18 protein-coding genes and 1 riboswitch are annotated in these 17,144 nt (G+C 72.0%); of the genes, 9 read left to right on the forward strand and 9 right to left on the reverse strand.

Annotation, left to right across the window (positions count from 1 at the left end; all coding sequences use genetic code 11):
- Positions 1 to 29: 29 nt before the first annotated feature.
- From metF to ACRAKF_RS11580, 4 genes are all read right to left on the reverse strand, one after another.
- Positions 30 to 947 carry a methylenetetrahydrofolate reductase [NAD(P)H] gene (gene metF, locus ACRAKF_RS11565; protein WP_447036869.1) on the reverse strand — a complete coding sequence of 306 codons (918 nt, stop codon included), beginning with the start codon at positions 945 to 947 and terminating at the stop codon, positions 30 to 32.
- A 177-nt stretch (positions 948 to 1,124) separates the two neighbouring features.
- Positions 1,125 to 1,796, reverse strand: a complete 672-nt coding sequence (gene thiE, locus ACRAKF_RS11570; protein WP_447036871.1) for a thiamine phosphate synthase — start codon at positions 1,794 to 1,796, stop codon at positions 1,125 to 1,127.
- A 302-nt stretch (positions 1,797 to 2,098) separates the two neighbouring features.
- Positions 2,099 to 2,464, reverse strand: coding sequence for an Rv2175c family DNA-binding protein (locus ACRAKF_RS11575; protein ID WP_447036873.1), 366 nt, complete (start codon positions 2,462 to 2,464; stop codon positions 2,099 to 2,101).
- Between the two features lie 70 nt (positions 2,465 to 2,534).
- Positions 2,535 to 3,698, reverse strand: coding sequence for an NAD(P)/FAD-dependent oxidoreductase (locus ACRAKF_RS11580; protein ID WP_447041926.1), 1,164 nt, complete (start codon positions 3,696 to 3,698; stop codon positions 2,535 to 2,537).
- A gap of 184 nt (positions 3,699 to 3,882) precedes the next feature.
- A riboswitch (TPP riboswitch) is annotated at positions 3,883 to 3,995 on the forward strand.
- Positions 3,996 to 4,094: 99 nt separating this feature from the next.
- Between ACRAKF_RS11580 and thiO the strand changes: the two genes are divergently transcribed.
- The 5 genes from thiO (at position 4,095) to ACRAKF_RS11605 (ending at position 9,425) form a co-directional block, all read left to right on the forward strand.
- Positions 4,095 to 5,249, forward strand: coding sequence for a glycine oxidase ThiO (gene thiO, locus ACRAKF_RS11585; protein ID WP_447036875.1), 1,155 nt, complete (start codon positions 4,095 to 4,097; stop codon positions 5,247 to 5,249).
- Positions 5,246 to 5,458, forward strand: coding sequence for a sulfur carrier protein ThiS (thiS, locus tag ACRAKF_RS11590; protein ID WP_447036877.1), 213 nt, complete (start codon positions 5,246 to 5,248; stop codon positions 5,456 to 5,458). The genes thiO and thiS overlap by 4 nt, the downstream gene beginning before the upstream one ends.
- Before the next feature lie 2 nt (positions 5,459 to 5,460).
- Positions 5,461 to 6,255, forward strand: coding sequence for a thiazole synthase (locus ACRAKF_RS11595; protein ID WP_447036879.1), 795 nt, complete (start codon positions 5,461 to 5,463; stop codon positions 6,253 to 6,255).
- Between the two features lie 87 nt (positions 6,256 to 6,342).
- Positions 6,343 to 8,304, forward strand: coding sequence for a Stk1 family PASTA domain-containing Ser/Thr kinase (pknB, locus tag ACRAKF_RS11600; RefSeq protein ID WP_447036881.1), 1,962 nt, complete (start codon positions 6,343 to 6,345; stop codon positions 8,302 to 8,304).
- A gap of 236 nt (positions 8,305 to 8,540) precedes the next feature.
- Positions 8,541 to 9,425 (forward strand): deoxyribonuclease IV, encoded by an 885-nt coding sequence (locus ACRAKF_RS11605; RefSeq protein ID WP_447036882.1) that lies wholly within the window; start codon positions 8,541 to 8,543, stop codon positions 9,423 to 9,425.
- A 6-nt stretch (positions 9,426 to 9,431) separates the two neighbouring features.
- Here ACRAKF_RS11605 and ACRAKF_RS11610 read toward each other — a convergent pair whose 3' ends face one another.
- Positions 9,432 to 10,064 (reverse strand): sulfite oxidase-like oxidoreductase, encoded by a 633-nt coding sequence (locus ACRAKF_RS11610; protein WP_447036884.1) that lies wholly within the window; start codon positions 10,062 to 10,064, stop codon positions 9,432 to 9,434.
- Between the two features lie 165 nt (positions 10,065 to 10,229).
- Here ACRAKF_RS11610 and bfr point away from each other — a divergent pair, with 165 nt between their 5' ends.
- Positions 10,230 to 10,709 carry a bacterioferritin gene (gene bfr, locus ACRAKF_RS11615; RefSeq protein ID WP_447036886.1) on the forward strand — a complete coding sequence of 160 codons (480 nt, stop codon included), beginning with the start codon at positions 10,230 to 10,232 and terminating at the stop codon, positions 10,707 to 10,709.
- A gap of 19 nt (positions 10,710 to 10,728) precedes the next feature.
- On the opposite strand, the gene ACRAKF_RS11620 is transcribed toward bfr, so the two are convergent.
- From ACRAKF_RS11620 to ACRAKF_RS11630, 3 genes are all read right to left on the reverse strand, one after another.
- Positions 10,729 to 10,980: a (2Fe-2S)-binding protein gene (locus ACRAKF_RS11620; RefSeq protein WP_447036887.1), complete on the reverse strand. Its 252-nt coding sequence runs from the start codon at positions 10,978 to 10,980 to the stop codon at positions 10,729 to 10,731.
- A gap of 135 nt (positions 10,981 to 11,115) precedes the next feature.
- Positions 11,116 to 12,468: a class II 3-deoxy-7-phosphoheptulonate synthase gene (locus ACRAKF_RS11625; RefSeq protein ID WP_447036889.1), complete on the reverse strand. Its 1,353-nt coding sequence runs from the start codon at positions 12,466 to 12,468 to the stop codon at positions 11,116 to 11,118.
- Between the two features lie 35 nt (positions 12,469 to 12,503).
- Positions 12,504 to 13,433 (reverse strand): DUF2867 domain-containing protein, encoded by a 930-nt coding sequence (locus ACRAKF_RS11630; protein WP_447036891.1) that lies wholly within the window; start codon positions 13,431 to 13,433, stop codon positions 12,504 to 12,506.
- Between the two features lie 45 nt (positions 13,434 to 13,478).
- On the opposite strand from ACRAKF_RS11630, the gene ACRAKF_RS11635 reads away from it, so the two are divergent.
- From ACRAKF_RS11635 to ACRAKF_RS11645, 3 genes are all read left to right on the forward strand, one after another.
- A complete protein-coding gene (locus ACRAKF_RS11635) occupies positions 13,479 to 14,072 on the forward strand; it encodes a TetR/AcrR family transcriptional regulator (RefSeq protein WP_447036892.1) in 594 nt (197 codons plus the stop codon).
- Positions 14,073 to 14,093: 21 nt separating this feature from the next.
- The gene (locus tag ACRAKF_RS11640; RefSeq protein WP_351162541.1) at positions 14,094 to 14,150 is read left to right on the forward strand and encodes a trp operon leader peptide; all 57 of its coding nucleotides are present in this window, start codon (positions 14,094 to 14,096) and stop codon (positions 14,148 to 14,150) included.
- Between the two features lie 112 nt (positions 14,151 to 14,262).
- Positions 14,263 to 16,110 (forward strand): anthranilate synthase family protein, encoded by a 1,848-nt coding sequence (locus ACRAKF_RS11645; RefSeq protein ID WP_447036893.1) that lies wholly within the window; start codon positions 14,263 to 14,265, stop codon positions 16,108 to 16,110.
- Here ACRAKF_RS11645 and ACRAKF_RS11650 read toward each other — a convergent pair.
- Positions 16,107 to 17,123: a 2-hydroxyacid dehydrogenase gene (locus ACRAKF_RS11650; RefSeq protein WP_447036895.1), complete on the reverse strand. Its 1,017-nt coding sequence runs from the start codon at positions 17,121 to 17,123 to the stop codon at positions 16,107 to 16,109. The genes ACRAKF_RS11645 and ACRAKF_RS11650 overlap by 4 nt on opposite strands.
- Positions 17,124 to 17,144: the final 21 nt, after the last annotated feature.

A 17,144-nucleotide genomic window follows, 5' to 3' on the forward strand; every position in this document is an offset into this window, starting at 1 on the left:
GCCGCCCGTGGGCACGGGGGTAGGGCCGTTCAGGCCCGGCGGTGCAGGCCCAGATTCTCGTAGATTTCCAGCGTCGCCGTGGAGTTGTTGAGCGTGATGAAGTGCAGCCCAGGGACACCTTCGGCCAGCAACCGCGCGCAGAACTCCGTCGCGAACTCGATGCCAATGGAGCGTACAGCGGCAGGATCGTCTTTGACCGAGAGGATCCTCTCTTTCAGCTCGGCCGGGAAAACGGCGTTGCTGAGCTGGGGCAGCCGGTCGAGCTGGCGGACGTTGGTGACCGGCATCATCTCGGGGATGATCGGCGTGTCGCAGCCCGCCGCCTCGACGCGGTCGCGCAGCCGCAGGTACTCCTCGGGGTCGAAGAACATCTGCGTGATCGCGTAGTCCGCGCCGGCGCGGCACTTGTCGATGAAGTGCCGGGTGTCGCTCTCCCAGTCGGGCGAGCGCGGGTGCATCGCGGGGAACGCCGCGACGCCCACGCAGAAGTCACCCGACTCCTTGATGAGCTCGACCAGTTCGGCGGCGTACGTGAGGCCCTCGGGGTGCGCGACCCAGTCGCCGAGCGGGTCGCCCGGCGGGTCGCCGCGGACCGCGAGCATGTTGCGGATCCCGGCGTCCGCGTACTGCCCGATGATGTTGCGCAGCTCGGCCACGGAGTGGTCGACGGCGGTCAGGTGGGCGACGGGCGTCAGCGTGGTGTCGGCGACGATCTGCTGCGTCTCCTTGACCGTGCCGGTGCGCGTGGAGCCGCCCGCTCCATAGGTGACGGAGACGAAGTCGGGGGCGACCGCCTCCACCCGGCGCAGCGCGTTCCACAGATTCCGCTCGCCCTTCGGGGTCTTCGGCGCGGAGAACTCGAACGAGTACGTCGCCTTGCCGGTCGCGAGCATGTCGCGCACGGTGCGTGCGCGGTCAGTCCTGGTGGAAGCAGTGCCTAGGGCCATACCGGCAGGTTAGCCAGGCCTCGGCGGTCACCCAACTGGGCCTGGCGAAATGGCCTGTTTTGCCGCTTTCTTGTCCACGGACCGGACGGCCGGAACGGACCGGACACCGACCGGACACGGACCGGACACGGGCCGGGCCTCGGCCCGACATGAGCCGTGGACCGCCGGCAGCGCGGCTCAGACGGCCGTACGCAGCCGCTTCGCGAATTCCGCGGCGGCGGCTCCCGGGTCGTCGGCCTCGGTGATCGCCCGTACGACGACCACGCGGCGGGCGCCCGCTTCGAGCACCTCGTCGAGGTTGGCCGCGTCGATGCCGCCGATGGCGAACCAGGGGCGGTCCGTGCCGAGCGAGGCCGTGTACCTGACCAGGTCGAGGCCCGGGGCGTGGCGGCCCGGCTTGGTGGGGGTGGGCCAGCAGGGTCCTGTGCAGAAGTAGTCGACGCCCTCCTGGACCGCGGCCGCGGCGGCCTCGGACTCGGCGTGCGTGGAGCGGCCGATCAGCACGTCGTCGCTGCCGCCGAGGATGGCGCGGGCGGCGGGGACGGGCAGGTCGCCCTGGCCCAGGTGCAGCACGTCGGCGCCGATGGCGTGCGCGATGTCCGCGCGGTCGTTGACGGCGAGGAGCTTGCCGTGCCGCCGGGCGGCGTCGGCGAAGACCTGGAGGTGTTCGAGCTCCTCGGCGGCCTCCATGCCTTTGTCGCGGAGCTGCACGATGTCGACGCCGCCCGCGAGGACGGCGTCGAGGAACTCCTGGAGGTCTCCCTGGCGCCTGCGGGCGTCCACACACAGGTACAGCCGGGCGTCGGCGAGCTGGGCACGCTTGTCTGCGGCCATCTTGTCTGCGGCCATGGAGAGGTCCCCCCGGGGTTCGGTTCGGCGCGCGGGCCGCGCGGAGTGCGGCCGGCGCGCCGGACGGCATGTTCGTGCGGGCGGCTCGGCGCCCGCCTGTCACTCGGGCGGCCACCCGCTGCGGCCGCCGCGTTCGCCCAGAGCCTGTGTCATGACCCCGGTCGGATCAGCGTGCGGCGTCTGGTGCGTGCGATCGCAAGGCGCCGGAGCGTCCTCGTAGCGGAGCTACTAGGGCGTTTTGGCAACGCTGCGAGCGTGCGTGCCAGGCGTCGCACGCCCGGCCGGGGTTATGACACAGGCTCTCAGACGGCGAGCGCCTGGGCGCGGCGCTTCACCTCCGTGCCACGATTCTCGCTGAGAGCCTGCGCGGGGGTGCCGGGCAGGGACGGGTCGGGGGTGAAAAGCCACTCCAGCATCTCTTCGTCGGAGAAACCGTCGTCCCTCAGCAGCGTCAGCGTGCCGACCAGGCCCTTGACGACCTTGTCGTCGTCGATGAAGGCGGCCGGCACCTGGAGAGCCCTGTTCTCACCGCGGCGTACGGCGATCAGCTGGCCCTCCTTGACCAGCTGGCGCACGCGGGTCACCTCGACGTCGAGCATCTCCGCGATGTCGGGGAGGTGGAGCCAGGCGGGGACGAGTGCGTCGGTCTTTGCGTCAATCTCGGTCACGTGACCAAGCGTAGCGCCGGGCGGGAGCCCGTACCGCGCGGCCTCGGCGCGCCCTCCGCGGCGGCGCCCTCTACAGCGCCGCCTTCTTGAGCGGGATCGACGGGTCCGCCGCCAGGGCCGGGTCCAGCGGGATCGCCGACTCGATCAGTCTGCGGCCCTGGGCCAGATCCCTCGGGCGGCCCACCGCGAGGACCGCCGCCAGGGCGCCGCCCCTGAGCCAGCAGACGGACCAGGCCACACCGGTGGGGTCGCCGCGCCAGACGAGTTCGTCGGCCGCCGTGTGGTGGCCCGCGTACTGGACGAAGCGGCCGAATTGCTCCGACCAGAAATACGGCACCGGGTCGTACGCCACCGGGGTGTCCCCGACGATGTTGGAGGCCACCGTGCGAGGGCCCTGCAAGGCGTTGTCCCAGTGGTGGACCAGGAGGCGCTCGCCGTATCTGCCCGAGGGGAACGAGGAGCAGTCGCCGACCGCGTAGACGTCGGGCGCCGACGCGCGCAGGTGGTCGTCGGCGACGACCTCGCCGTGGGCGCCGAGCTCGATGCCCGAGCCGGCGAGCCAGCCGGTGGCGGGCCGCGCCCCGATGCCGACGACGACGGCGCCGGCGGGCAGCCGGGTGCCGTCGTCGAGGAGCACGGCGCCCGGCTCGACGCGCTCCACGCGCGCGTGGGTGCGCAGCTCGGCCCCGGAGTGCGCGTACCAGGCGGCCATGGGCGCCGCGACCTCCGCGGGCAGCGCCCCGGCGAGCGGTCGGCCCGCGGCCTCCACCACGGTGACGGAACAGCCCGCCTCACGCGCGGCGGTGGCGAACTCGGCGCCGATCCAGCCCGCCCCCACGACCACGATGTCGTGCTGCTCGGCGAGGACGGGCCGCAGCCGCTCGGCGTCGTCCAGCGTGCGCAGGAAATGCACCCCGGGGACGCCTTCCGTGCCGGGCAGCCGGATCGGTTCGGCGCCGGAGGCGAGGACCAGCACGTCGTACGGGACGGGGCCCGCCGCGGTGTCCAGCTCGTGGTCGGCAAGGCGCACCCCGGTGACCTCAAGGCCCAGGCGCAGCCCGATGCCGAGGGCCTCGAAGTCGATGTCGAAGGCGGAGCCCTCCGCCTTGCCGAGCAGCACCGCCTTGGACAGCGGCGGCCTGTCGTACGGCTGGTGGATCTCGGCCCCCACGAGGGTGACCGGGCCCGCGTGCCCCTGTTCCCGCAGGGCCACGGCGGTCTGCACGCCGGCCATCCCCGCACCGACGATGACGACGTGCCGCTCTGCCTGCCTCCGCTGCTCACTCACCCGATCACTCTAGGGCGGCGGACGAGGTCGCCCTCAGGGGCGGGCGAGGAGATCTCTGACACACCGTCACCGCCCATATCCGGACAGCTCCCCTACTGTCGCGCCGGGTGACGGGCTAGGGTGGTCCGTGCAGAGCACTCGCGGGAGCCCGGACGGACCGGGCTGAGAGGGAGGCTGGGCGGCCTCCGACCGTACGAACCTGATCCGGGTCATGCCGGCGAAGGGAGGGGCTGGACGCCCATGCATCCACGTACATCATCTGAGGCAGAACCTGAGTCGGCGCCTGAGCCAGCGCCTGAGTCGGCACCCGAGGAATCGACGCGCCCGGCGGACGTTCTCGTCGTGGGCGGCGGCATCATCGGCCTGGTCACGGCCTGGCGGGCCGCCCAGCGCGGGCTCTCCGTCACGGTCGTCGACCCCGAGCCCGGCGGCGGCGCCGCGCAGGTCGCCGCGGGCATGCTGGCCGCCGTCACCGAGCTGCACCACGGCGAGCAGGCGCTGCTCGGCCTCAACCTCGCCTCCGCCCGCCGCTACCCCGCCTTCGCCGCCGAGCTGACCGAGGCGAGCGGCCGGGACCTCGGCTACCGCACCTGCGGCACGCTGGCCGTCGCCCTGGACTCCGACGACCGCGCCCACCTCCGGGAGCTGCACGCGTTGCAGAGCCGGTCGGGCCTGGAGTCGGAGTGGCTGAGCGGCCGTGAGTGCCGGCGCCTTGAGCCGATGCTGGCACCGGGGGTGCGCGGCGGGCTGCGGGTCGACGGCGACCACCAGATCGACCCGAGAAGGCTCACCGCGGCGCTCGTGATCGCCTGCGAGCGGGCGGGCGTGGTCTTCCGCCGCGCGTGGGCCGAGCGCCTCGACGTGGCGGGCGACCGGGCCCGCGGGGTGGTCCTCGCGGACGGCGCCGCGCTGCACGCCGGCCAGACCGTGCTCGCGGCGGGCAGCCTCAGCGGGCGCCTCGCGGGCGTGCCCGATGCCGTGCTGCCGCCCGTGCGGCCGGTGAAGGGGCAGGTCTGCCGCCTGACGGTGCCGAAGGCGTACGCGCCGTTCCTGAGCCGCACGGTCCGCGCGGTGGTCCGCGGCAGCCACGTCTATCTCGTACCGCGCGAGAACGGCGAGCTCGTCGTCGGCGCCACCAGCGAGGAGCTCGGCTGGGACACCACGGTCACCGCGGGCGGCGTGTACGAGCTGCTCCGGGACGCCCATGAGCTGGTGCCCGGCATCACCGAGCTGCCGCTCACCGAGACCCGCGCGGGTCTGCGCCCCGGCTCGCCCGACAACGCGCCGCTGCTCGGCCCGACGCGCCTGCCCGGGCTTCACCTCGCCACCGGGCACTACCGCAACGGCGTCCTCCTGACCCCGGTCACGGGTGACGTCATGGCGCAGGCGCTGACCAGCGGTGAGCTGCCCGACGAGGCGCGGCCCTTCACCCCGTGCCGCTTCGCCGAGCCCTCCCCCGCCTTCCCCACGCAGTCGTTCACGGAGCAGCCCGCATGAGTACGCCCTTCACCGTTTCCCTCAATGGAGAGGTGCGCGACGTGGCGTCGGGCACCACCCTCGACGCGCTCGTCGCCACCCTCACGACCGCCCACTCCGGTGTCGCGGCGGCCCTCAACGAAACCGTCGTCCCGCGCGCGCGGTGGTCCACCACGGCGCTCGCCGCCGGTGACCGCGTCGAAGTACTCACCGCCGTCCAGGGAGGCTGACCATGGCGGACGACCCCTTCGTCATCGGCGGGCTCACCCTCTCCTCGCGCCTGATCATGGGCACGGGCGGGGCGCCGAGCCTCGATGTCCTCGAACGCTCCCTCGTCGCCTCCGGCACGGAGCTGACCACCGTCGCGATGCGCCGCCTGGACCCGGGCGTGCGGGGCTCGGTGCTCTCCGTGCTCGACCGGCTCGGCATCCGCGTCCTGCCGAACACGGCGGGCTGCTTCACCGCCGGGGAGGCCGTGCTGACCGCCCGGCTGGCCCGTGAGGCGCTCGGCACGGATCTGGTGAAGCTGGAGGTGATCGCGGACGAGCGGACGCTGCTGCCCGACCCCATCGAGCTCCTGGACGCCGCCGAGACGCTGGTCGACGACGGCTTCACGGTCCTGCCGTACACGAACGACGACCCGGTGCTCGCGCGAAAGCTCCAGGACGTGGGGTGCGCGGCGATCATGCCGCTCGGCTCCCCGATCGGCTCCGGGCTCGGCATCCGCAATCCGCACAACTTCCAGCTCATCGTCGAGCACGCGCGCGTGCCGGTGATCCTCGACGCGGGCGCGGGCACCGCCTCCGACGCGACGCTCGCCATGGAGCTGGGGTGCGCGGGTGTGATGCTCGCCTCCGCGGTGACGCGGGCGCAGGAGCCGGTCCTGATGGCGGAGGCCATGCGGCACGGGGTCGAGGCGGGGCGCCTCGCGCACCGGGCCGGGCGGATTCCGCGGCGGCACTTCGCGGAGGCGTCGTCGCCGGTGGAGGGCATGGCCCGGCTGGACCCGGAGCGGCCCGCGTTCTGAGAGCGCCTGTTACAGCTCGGCTGCAGTCCAGCGGTGAATACGCCCGCCCGGGACGGGGTGTCGGCGGTGGCTCGTAGACTCCCCTGCGTGGACACGACCCTTCAGGACCCGCTCGTCGGGCAGCTGCTCGACAGCCGTTACCGCATCGACGGCCGTATCGCGGTCGGCGGGATGGCCACGGTCTACCGGGCCGTGGACACCCGCCTCGACCGTGTGCTCGCGCTCAAGGTGATGCACCCCACGCTGGCGGCCGACGCCTCCTTCGTGGAGCGCTTCATCCGTGAGGCCAAGTCGGTCGCCCGCCTCTCGCATCCGAACGTGGTGGGCGTCTTCGACCAGGGCACCGACGGTTCGTATGTCTATCTGGCGATGGAGTACGTCGCGGGCTGCACCCTGCGTGACGTCCTGCGCGAGCGCGGAGCGCTCCAGCCGCGGGCCGCGCTGGACATCCTGGAGCCGGTGCTCGCCGCGCTCGGCTCCGCGCACCGGGCCGGCTTCGTGCACCGCGACATGAAGCCCGAGAACGTGCTCATAGGGGACGACGGCCGGGTCAAGGTCGCCGACTTCGGTCTCGTGCGCGCGGTGGACACCGTCACGAACACCACCGGCACCGTCCTCGGCACCGTCTCCTACATGGCGCCCGAGCAGATCGAGCACGGCACGTCGGACACGCGCGTGGACGTGTACGCGTGCGGGGTCCTGCTCTACGAAATGCTCACCGGGGCCAAGCCGCACTCCGGGGACTCCCCCGCCCAGGTGCTCTACCAGCACCTCAACGAGGACGTGCCGCCCCCGTCGGCGGCCGTGCCGGGTCTCGCCGCCGGGCTGGACGATCTCGTCGCCGCCGCGACCGCCCGCACGCCAGACGTGCGCCCGTACGACGCGGTGGCGCTCCTGGCCCGGCTCAGGGAGGCGCGGGCCGCCCTCAGCGAGCGGCAGCTCGACGCGGTGCCGCCGCAGGCCCACGCGACCGAGCACGACAACGCCGATGACCGCACCAGCGTGATCCCGCGCGCGGCGCGCTCCGTACAGCTTCCGCTGCCCTCCGAGGCCGAGGCCGAGGCGGCGGACCCGCAGGCTCCGCTGAACCGCACCAGCATCCTGTCGACGTCGCCGCCCGAGCCGCCCGCGCCCGCGCGGGCCTCGCGCCGGCGGCTCGACCCCCGGCGCCGCATGGTCGCGGTGGTGACCGCCGTCCTGCTGGTCCTCGGCCTCGGGGCGGGGGTCTGGTACATCAACTCCGGGCAGTTCACGGAGGTCCCGCCGCTGCTCACGAAGACCGAGGCGCAGGCGAAGCAGCGGCTGGAAGCGGCCGGTCTCGACGTGAAGGGCGTCGAGCGCGAGTTCAGCGACACGGACAAGCGCGGCACGGTCATGGCCACCGACCCCGGGGCGGGCGAGCGCATCCGGCAGAACGGCAAGGTGACGCTGACCGTCTCGCGTGGCCCGGAGACGGTGAAGGTGCCGAACGTCAAGGATCTCCCGCTGGCCAAGGCCAGGCAGGAGCTGAAGAACGCCGGTCTCGCGCCGGGCATGGTCAAGAAGGTGTTCAGCGACGAGATCGAGAAGGGCTCCGTGGTGAGCACGGACCCGCGGGCCGGCTTCACCCGCAAGGCGGACTCCGCCGTCGCCCTGGTCGTCAGCAAGGGCGAGGAGATCAAGGTCCCGGACGTGCGGGGCGACGCCCTGGACGACGCCAGGGAGGACCTCGAGGAGGACGGGCTCAAGGTGCGGATCGCCCCGGCCCGGGTGTACTCCACGGACGTGGACAAGGGCGGGGTCGTCCGGCAGTCACCCGCCCCGGACACGTCGCTCGCCGAGGGCGACGCGGTCACGCTGACCCTCTCCAAGGGCCCCGAGATGATCGAGGTCCCCGACGTGACCGGCATGGAGGTCGGCGAGGCCACGGACGAGCTGGAGCGGGCGGGCTTCGAGGCGGACGAGGACCGGGGTCTGCTCGGCTTCTTCGGCGACACCGTGAAGGAACAGTCGGTGGACGGCGGCGACAAGGCCCCCAAGGGTTCGTCGATCACCATCAAGATCCGCTGAGCTTCGCCTTCGGCTGGGCGGTGTTTTCGGCTGCGCGGTATTTTCGCCCGCGGCGGGCTTCCGGAGTGTCCGGGCAGCGTCCGGGGACCGACCGCGCATCCCCGTCCCCGGGTCGCCTCGGGCTGGGCGCGCAGTTCCCCGCGCCCCTATGGGGCCCGCGGGGCCCGATGTGACCGGCGTCGCCCGCCCCCCGGGTGCGGTCATAGCAGGCCGCCGGGCATGCCACCCTTGACGGCGTGAGCAGCGACAACCTCCCCCTTGCAGCGTCCCGCAACCCCGTCGGCGGTCACGTCCCCGTGGCCGGCGGTCTGTCCTCCGTGGGTCTCTCGTACGCCCGTGAGATCGGCGCGGAGGCCGTCCAGGTCTTCGTCGCCAACCCGCGCGGCTGGGCGACGCCCGTGGGCAACCCGAAGCAGGACGAGGCGTTCCGCGAGGCCTGCGCCGCCGGGAACATCCCCGCGTACGTCCACGCGCCCTATCTGATCAACTTCGGTTCGCACACCGAGGCGACCGCGGAGAAGTCCGTGGACTCCCTGCGCCACTCGCTGCGCAGGGCCCGCGACATAGGCGCGCTCGGCGTCGTCGTGCACACCGGCTCGGCGACCGGCGGCCGGGACCGCGCGGTCGCCCTCCAGCAGGTGCGCGAGCGCATGCTGCCGCTGCTCGACGAGCTGACGCACGACGACGACCCGTTCCTGCTCCTGGAGTCGACCGCGGGCCAGGGCGCCTCGCTCTGCTCCCGCACGTGGGACTTCGGCCCCTACTTCGAGGCGCTCGACTCGCACCCGAAGCTCGGCGTCTGCCTGGACACGTGTCACATCTTCGCCGCGGGCCACGACCTGACGGGGCCGAGCGGCATGAAGCAGACCCTCGACCTCCTGGTGGACACGGTCGGCGAGGGCCGCCTCAAGCTCGTGCACGCCAACGACTCCAAGGACGTCGCGGGCGCCCACAAGGACCGCCACGAGAACATCGGCACCGGCCACATCGGCGAGGAGCCCTTCCGCGAGCTGATGCTGCACCCCGCCACGGAGGGCGTGCCCCTGGTCATCGAGACGCCCGGCGGCAAGGAGGGGCACGCGGCGGACGTGGCACGGCTCCAGGCCCTCAGGAGCATCTAGACACCGTCAGAGCTCGGGGCCCTCCCCGGGCTCCTCCTGGTAGGAGTAGCGCTGCTCGCGCCAGGGGTCGCCGAGGTTGTGGTAGCCGCGCTCCTCCCAGAAGCCGCGGCGGTCGGCGGTCATGTACTCGATGCCGCGGACCCACTTCGGGCCCTTCCAGGCGTACAACTGGGGCACGACGAGCCGCAGCGGGAACCCGTGCTCCGCGGTGAGCAGCTCGCCGCCCTTGTGCGTGGCGAAGATTGTGCGGTCGGAGGCGAAGTCCGCCATCCGGAGGTTGGAGCTGAAGCCGTACTCGGCCCAGACCATGACATGGGTGGCGTCGGCCGCGGGCGGCGCGAGTTCGAGGAGCGTACGGGCCGGTACGCCGCCCCACTCTGCGCTCAGCATGCTGAACTTCGTGACGCAGTGCAGATCGCCGATCACCGTCTCGTACGGCAGGGCGGAGAACTCCTCGTGCGTCCAGCAGTGTTTCTCGCCGTCGGCGGTGGCCCCGAAGACCCGGAACTCCCAGCGCTCGGGGCGGAACTTCGGCACCGGGCCGTAGTGCGTGACCGGCCAGCCACGCTGCAACCGCTGACCCGGCGGAAGCTCCGGCTCCGCCGCCTCTCCAGATGCGCGTTCCGCCGGCTGACCCATGCCTCCATCCTGACAGACCGGAAGCACTGGACATGACCAGGCGAAGCCCGACACATACGGATTCGGGCAACTCCTACTAAGCCTGCACTTACTGGACGGCTTCTGAAGGCCGGTGCAAAGATGCCCGCTACCTGCCCAGTTACCTGCATGGAAGGAGCCTCTGCGATGCAGGGCGACCCCGAGGTCCTCGAATTTCTCAACGAGCAGCTGACCGCCGAACTCACGGCGATCAACCAGTACTTTCTCCACGCCAAGATGCAGGAGAACTTCGGCTGGACGAAGCTCGCCAAATACACCCGGTCCGAGTCGTTCGACGAGATGAAGCACGCGGAGGTGCTGACCGACCGGATCCTGTTCCTCGACGGTCTGCCCAACTACCAGCGGCTCTTCCACGTACGCGTGGGCCAGACGGTCACCGAGATGTTCCAGGCGGACCGGCAGGTCGAGGTGGAGGCGATCGACCGCCTCAAGCGCGGGATCGAGGTGATGCGCGCCAAGGGCGACATCACGTCCGCGAACATCTTCGAGTCGATCCTCGCCGACGAGGAGCACCACATCGACTATCTGGACACGCAGCTCGAACTGGTGGAGAAGCTGGGCGAGGCGCTCTACATCGCGCAGCTCATCGAGCAGCCGGAGAGCTGAACCCCGTGCGCCGATGGGGCTAGGCGGCCTCGTCCAGGCTGGTGAGGACGGGCTCGCCCTGGTCGGCCAGCTCCCTGCGGGGGCACGTGCCCCGGCCGAGGAGCGCCTGGATGCTGCGTACGCACGAGCCGCAGTCCGTGCCCGCCTTGCTGGCGGAGGCTATCTGGCGGGGTGTGCAGGCACCGTCCGCCGCGTGCTGTTTCACCTGCGCCTCGGTGACCCCGAAGCAGTTGCAGACGTACACGCGGTTCACCTCCCGGACAGGATTCATCGGCGGCGCCGTCCCGATTAATCGGTGAGGCTAACCTAACCTTACCCATGTCCCCGGGTCCACAAAAGCCCCGATACGCCGGTGGGGCACGGATCACATGGATCCGTGCCCCACCGGCGCGCACAACGGGAATACCTACTGGTCGCGGTACATCTCCGCGACCAGGAACGCCAGGTCGAGCGACTGGCTGCGGTTGAGCCGCGGGTCGCAGGCCGTCTCGTAGCGCTGGTGCAGGTCGTCGACGAAGATCTCGTCGCCGCCGCCCACGCACTCGGTGACGTCGTCGCCCGTGAGCTCGACGTGGATGCCGCCCGGGTGGGTGCCGAGGGCCTTGTGGACCTCGAAGAAGCCCTTGACCTCGTCGAGCACGTCGTCGAAGCGGCGCGTCTTGTGGCCGGAGGCGGCCTCGTAGGTGTTGCCGTGCATCGGGTCGGTGATCCAGGCGACGGTCGCGCCGGACGCCGTGACCTTCTCGACGAGATCGGGCAGCTTGTCGCGGACCTTGTCGGCGCCCATGCGGACGATGAAGGTCAGCCGGCCGGGCTCGCGGTCGGGGTCGAGGCGCTCGATGTACGCCAGCGCCTCTTCGGGCGTCGTCGTCGGGCCGAGCTTGATGCCGATGGGGTTGCGCACCTGGGAGGCGAACTCGATGTGCGCGCCGTCCAGTTGACGGGTGCGCTCACCGATCCAGACCATGTGGCCCGAGGTGTCGTACAGCCGGCCGGTGCGGGAGTCGACGCGGGTGAGCGCGCCTTCGTAGTCGAGCAGCAGCGCCTCGTGGGAGGCGTAGAACTCGACGGTCTTGAACTCCTCCGGGTCGGTGCCGCAGGCCCGCATGAAGTGCAGCGCGTTGTCGATCTCGCGGGCGAGCTGTTCGTAGCGCTGGCCGGAGGGGGACGACTTCACGAAGTCCTGGTTCCAGGCGTGGACCTGGCGCAGGTCGGCGTAGCCGCCGGTGGTGAAGGCGCGCACCAGGTTCAGTGTGGAGGCGGAGGCGTGGTACATCCGCTTCAGCCGCTCGGGGTCCGGGATCCGGGCCTTCTCGGTGAAGTCGAAGCCGTTGACGGAGTCGCCGCGGTAGGTCGGCAGCGTCACGCCGTCGCGGGTCTCGGTCGGCTTGGAGCGCGGCTTGGAGTACTGCCCCGCGATGCGGCCGATCTTCACGACGGGCACGGAGGCCGCGTACGTGAGGACGGCGCCCATCTGGAGCAGCGTCTTCAGCTTGTTGCGGATGTGGTCGGCCGACACGGCGTCGAAGGCCTCGGCGCAGTCGCCGCCCTGGAGCAGGAAGGCCTCCCCCTTGGCGACGGAGGCCAGGCGGGCGCGCAGCTGGTCGCACTCGCCCGCGAAGACGAGCGGCGGATACGACTCGAGGTCCGCGATCACATCGCGCAGAGCCTCGGCATCGGGGTACTCGGGCTGCTGCGCCGCGGGCAGGTTTCGCCAGGTGTTGCCACCGGTTGCGGTGGTCTTAGCCGTTACGGTCACCCCCACAACATTACGGGGTGGCGTCCTCCATCCATTCACCCGCTCACCAAGTGAGACGGACCCGACACAGCCGAGCGTCGGCGCTCCAGCTCCCGCTCACCCGCGGCCGGCGTCGCCAGGGCGAGCTGCCGGTGCGTGCGGCGCAACATGGTGCGCGCCATGAACGGGTGGAAGCGCCTGACCACCGCCCAGTAGATCCTGCCGCGCGGGGTGTCGGTCCGCACGGTGGAGCTCAGCGTGACGTGGCGTCCGTCCACCAGGATCGAGGCGCGCGCCGTAAGCCCACGGGCCTGGACCTCCAGGAGCAGCTCGTCGCCCTCGCGGGCGATCACGGGGAAGGCGTCGCGCAGGATGCCGGTCCAGGCCTCCGGGTCGCGCGGCTGCCCCGGGAGCAGCTCCATGCGGTACGCGTCCTCGTAGCCGGGGCGGTCGACGGCGGTGCGGAGCAGGCGGGCGGCCTCCGGCACCGCGACCGTCTCCGGGCGGCTCCACAGGAGCCGGTGGTACAGCCGCACCCTGGGCGACCACCGGACGGGGCGGGCGCAGCGGCCCGTCGCCGCCCGCTCGATGTTGTCGAAGACCTCTTCGACGATCGTTTCGTGCAGGGGCCGGACGACGGCGGGCCACAGCAGGCGGTTCCGGCCGCGGAGTCCGGTCTGAAGGACGTGGCGGACGCGGCAGCGGCCCTCCCCCGCCGGTTCGACGGACATCTCGTGGAAGCCGTCGTCCGGCGGGGTGAAGGCGAACCGGACGCGGCTCCCCGGCTCGTACTCCACGACGCTGTAGCGGACGGGACCGTGGCCGCCGGTCGCGCCCACGCCGAGCGGACGATCGAAGATCATCGCGTCCCAGGCCGGCGTCGGGAAGAGCGGATCGTCCTCGGTGGAGAGGCGGTCGAGCAGGGCGCCGACCACTTCCGCCGGAGCCTCGATCACGCGCTCGTGCTCGTTGAGTACCGTGCCCATCACGAACCTCCATACGCTGGCGTATGGTCGACCATACGGTACCGTATGGCCATGGTGCAACGGCAGCAGAAGAAGCCCGCGGCGAAGCCCCGACTGACCGCCGAGGACTGGGCGGACGCCGCCCTCACCGCGATCGGCGAGGGCGGTCTCGCGGCCGTCGCGGTGGAACCCCTGGCCGTCCGGCTCTCCGCCACCAAGGGCAGCTTCTACTGGCACTTCGCCAACCGTGACGCGCTCATCGAGGCCGCGCTCAACCGCTGGGCGGAGATCAGCACCGAGGAGGCCATCCAGGAGGTCGAGGCCGAGCCCGACCCCCGCAAGCGCGTCCGTCTGCTCTTCGCCGGGGCCATCGAGTCGGCCACCTCCGACCCCCTGGAGGTCGCCCTCCTCGCGACCGCCTCGCACCCCCAGGTCACCGAGGCCCTGCGGCGCGTGACCGAGCGCCGGGTGGCGTACGTCGGCGAGCTCTTCGCCGGGCTCGGCTTCCCCGCGCCGGTGGCCCGCAGGCGGGGGCTGCTCGCGTACAGCGTCTATCTCGGGCACGTCCAGCTCGGCCACGCGGTGCCGTCCGTGGTGCCGGACGCGGAGGAGCTCGGCGTCTACCTGGACGAAGCCCTGGACGCGCTGATGGTGCGGTGACGATGCGCTAGGGTGCGGGACATGCACGCGCAGACGACTCGAAACTGGTGGTGGCCCGCTCATCCGGCGGCCCACTGACTGCGCGCGTATCCACTGAACCCGCGAAGGCCGCCCGAGGGGCGGCCTTCAGTGTTCTCCGGACCTCTCCGGACCCGGGCCGTTCCTCTCCGAGTGAGAAGGAACAGAACCGATGCAGCTCACCGACCTGCTGACCGACGACCGCCCGTTCGCCCTGCTCCGCCGCCGCACGCCCGGCCGCGACCACGACACGGTCGAGGTCCTGATCGGCCCCACGCGCACGTACGAGCGGCTCGCGGAGATCCCCGAGGGCCTCGCGCTCGTGCCCTTCCGGCAGATCAGGGAGCGCGGCTTCGACGTCCGCGACGACGGCACGCCGCTGACCGTGCTCATCCCCGAGGAGACCCGCGAACTCCCCCTCGCCGAGGCCCTCGCCGCACTGCCCGCGCATGAGGTGCGGGTCGACGGCGGCGCCTTCGACGTGGACGACGCCGCGTACGCCGACATCGTGGGCCGCGTCCTGCGTGAGGAGATCGGCCGGGGCGAGGGCGCCAACTTCGTCATCCGCCGTACGTACGAGGGGGAGATCCCCGGCTTCGGCAGGGCGGACGCCCTCGCGCTCTTCCGGCGGCTCCTGGTGGGCGAGCGGGGCGCCTACTGGACGTACGTCGTGCACAGCGGGGAGCGCACGCTCGTCGGGGCGAGCCCGGAGGTGCATGTGCGGATGTCCGGCGGGACGGTCGTCATGAACCCCATCAGCGGCACCTACCGCTACCCGGCCGAAGGGCCCACGGCGGACGATCTGCTCGCCTTCCTCGCCGACGGCAAGGAGATCGAGGAGCTGTCGATGGTCGTCGACGAGGAGCTCAAGATGATGTGCACCGTCGGCGACATGGGCGGTGTCGTGGTCGGGCCGCGCCTGAAGGAGATGGCGCACCTCGCGCACACCGAGTACGAGCTGCGCGGCAAGTCCTCGCTCGACGTGCGCGAGGTCCTCAAGGAGACGATGTTCGCGGCGACGGTCACCGGCTCGCCCGTGCAGAACGCCTGCCGGGTCATCGAGCGCCACGAGGCGGGCGGGCGCGGCTACTACGCGGGCGCCCTCGCCCTCATCGGCCGCGACGCGGGCGGCGCCCAGACCCTGGACTCGCCCATCCTGATCCGCACCGCCGACATCTCCCCCGCGGGCCGGCTGCGGGTGCCGGTCGGCGCGACGCTGGTGCGCGGCTCCGACCCGGCGGGCGAGGTCGCCGAGACGCACGCCAAGGCCGCGGGCGTCCTCGCCGCGCTCGGGGTGCGGCCGGGGCGGCCCCGCGACGAGGCGGTGCGCCCCGCCCTCGCCGACGATCCGCGCGTACGGGCGGCGCTGGACGGGCGGCGGGCGCACCTGGCGCCGTTCTGGCTGCGGATGCGGGAGCGCGGCGGCGCGCCGGCCGGGCACGCGCTCGTGGTCGACGGCGAGGACACCTTCACGGCGATGCTCGCGCACCTGCTGCGCGCGTCCGGTCTGACGGTCACCGTGCGGCGTTACGACGAGCCGGGGCTGCGCGAGACGGTCCGCGCGCACGAGGGGCCCGTCGTCCTCGGCCCGGGGCCCGGTGACCCCTCGGACGCCGCCGATCCCAAGATGCGGTTCCTGCGCGCGCTGACCACCGAGGTCGTGCGCGGTCACCGGCACGGCGTTCTCGGCGTCTGCCTGGGCCATGAGCTGCTGGCCGCCGAGCTCGGCCTGGACATCGTCCGCAAGGAGGTGCCGTACCAGGGCGCGCAGGTCCCGGTCGGCCTCTTCGGGCGGACCGAGACCGTCGGCTTCTACAACAGCTACGTGGCGCGCTGCGACGACGAGGCGGCCGTGGAGCTCGCGGCCCACGGCGTGGAGGTCAGCAGGGACACGGCGACGGGCGAGGTGCACGCCCTGCGCGGTCCGGGCTTCGCCGGGGTGCAGTTCCACCCGGAGTCGGTCCTGACGCTGCGCGGGACGGCCATCGTGCGGGAGCTGCTGGCCGGGGTGCTCGTCTAGGCGGTGGGCTCGTCCGTGGGGGCCGCCGGGACCAGGACGTTCTCGTTGCGGCGGCCCGCCACATGGTCAAGGACGTTGCGCAGGGTGGTCTCGACGATCTGGCCGACCGCGTCCTCGGTGTAGTACGCCTGGTGCGAGGTGACCACCACGTTCGGGAAGGTCACCAGGCGGGCCAGGGTGTCGTCCGCGACCGCCTCCAGGGACTTGTCGAGGAAGAACAGGCCCGCCTCCGCCTCGTAGACGTCGAGGCCCACCCCCGTGAAGCGCCCGTTCCGCAACTCCGCGACCAAGGCCTCCGTGTCGACAAGACCGCCGCGGCTGGAGTTCACGAGGATCGCGTCGTCCTTCATCGTCCGCAGCGCCCGCGCGCCGACGATGTGCTGCGTGGAGGGGAGCAGCGGGACGTGCAGGCTGATCAGGTCGGCCTCGGCGAAGAGCCGCTCCCGCTCGACGTACTCCATGCCGAGCTCCAGGCAGGCGGGGCTCTCCCGGGCGTCCCAGCCGAGCAGCCGCATGCCGAAGCCGTGCGCGATCCGGGTGAACGCCTCGCCGATCTTGCCGGTGCCGAGCACGCCGACCGTGCGGCCGCGCAGGTCGCGGCCCATCAGGCCGTCCAGGCGGAAGTCGAAGTCGCGGGTGCGGTTGCTCGCGCGGACGATGTGGCGGTTGACGGCCATCGCGAGCGTCCAGGCGAACTCGGCCACGGAGTACGGCGAGTAGTACGAGACACGGGCGACGGTCAGACCGAGGCGCTCGGCGGCCCGGAGGTCGATGTTGTTGAACCCGGTGGAGCGCTGGGCGATCATCCGCGTCCCGCCGTCGGCGAGGATGTGCAGCACACGGCTGTCCAGGGTCGCGTTGACGCTGGAGGAGATGATCTCGTGGCCCGCGGCGATGGGGGCGGTGTCCTCGTTCAGGAACACGTCGAGGCAGCGGATGTCGTGGTGCCCCTGGAAGGCCTTCTCGATCAGCGGCCGCTCGTCGGACTGCACACCGAACGCGAGGATCTCCATGGGCGCGAGTCTAGGTACCGC

The sequence above is a fragment of the Streptomyces sp. DSM 118878 genome, assembly GCF_052936595.1.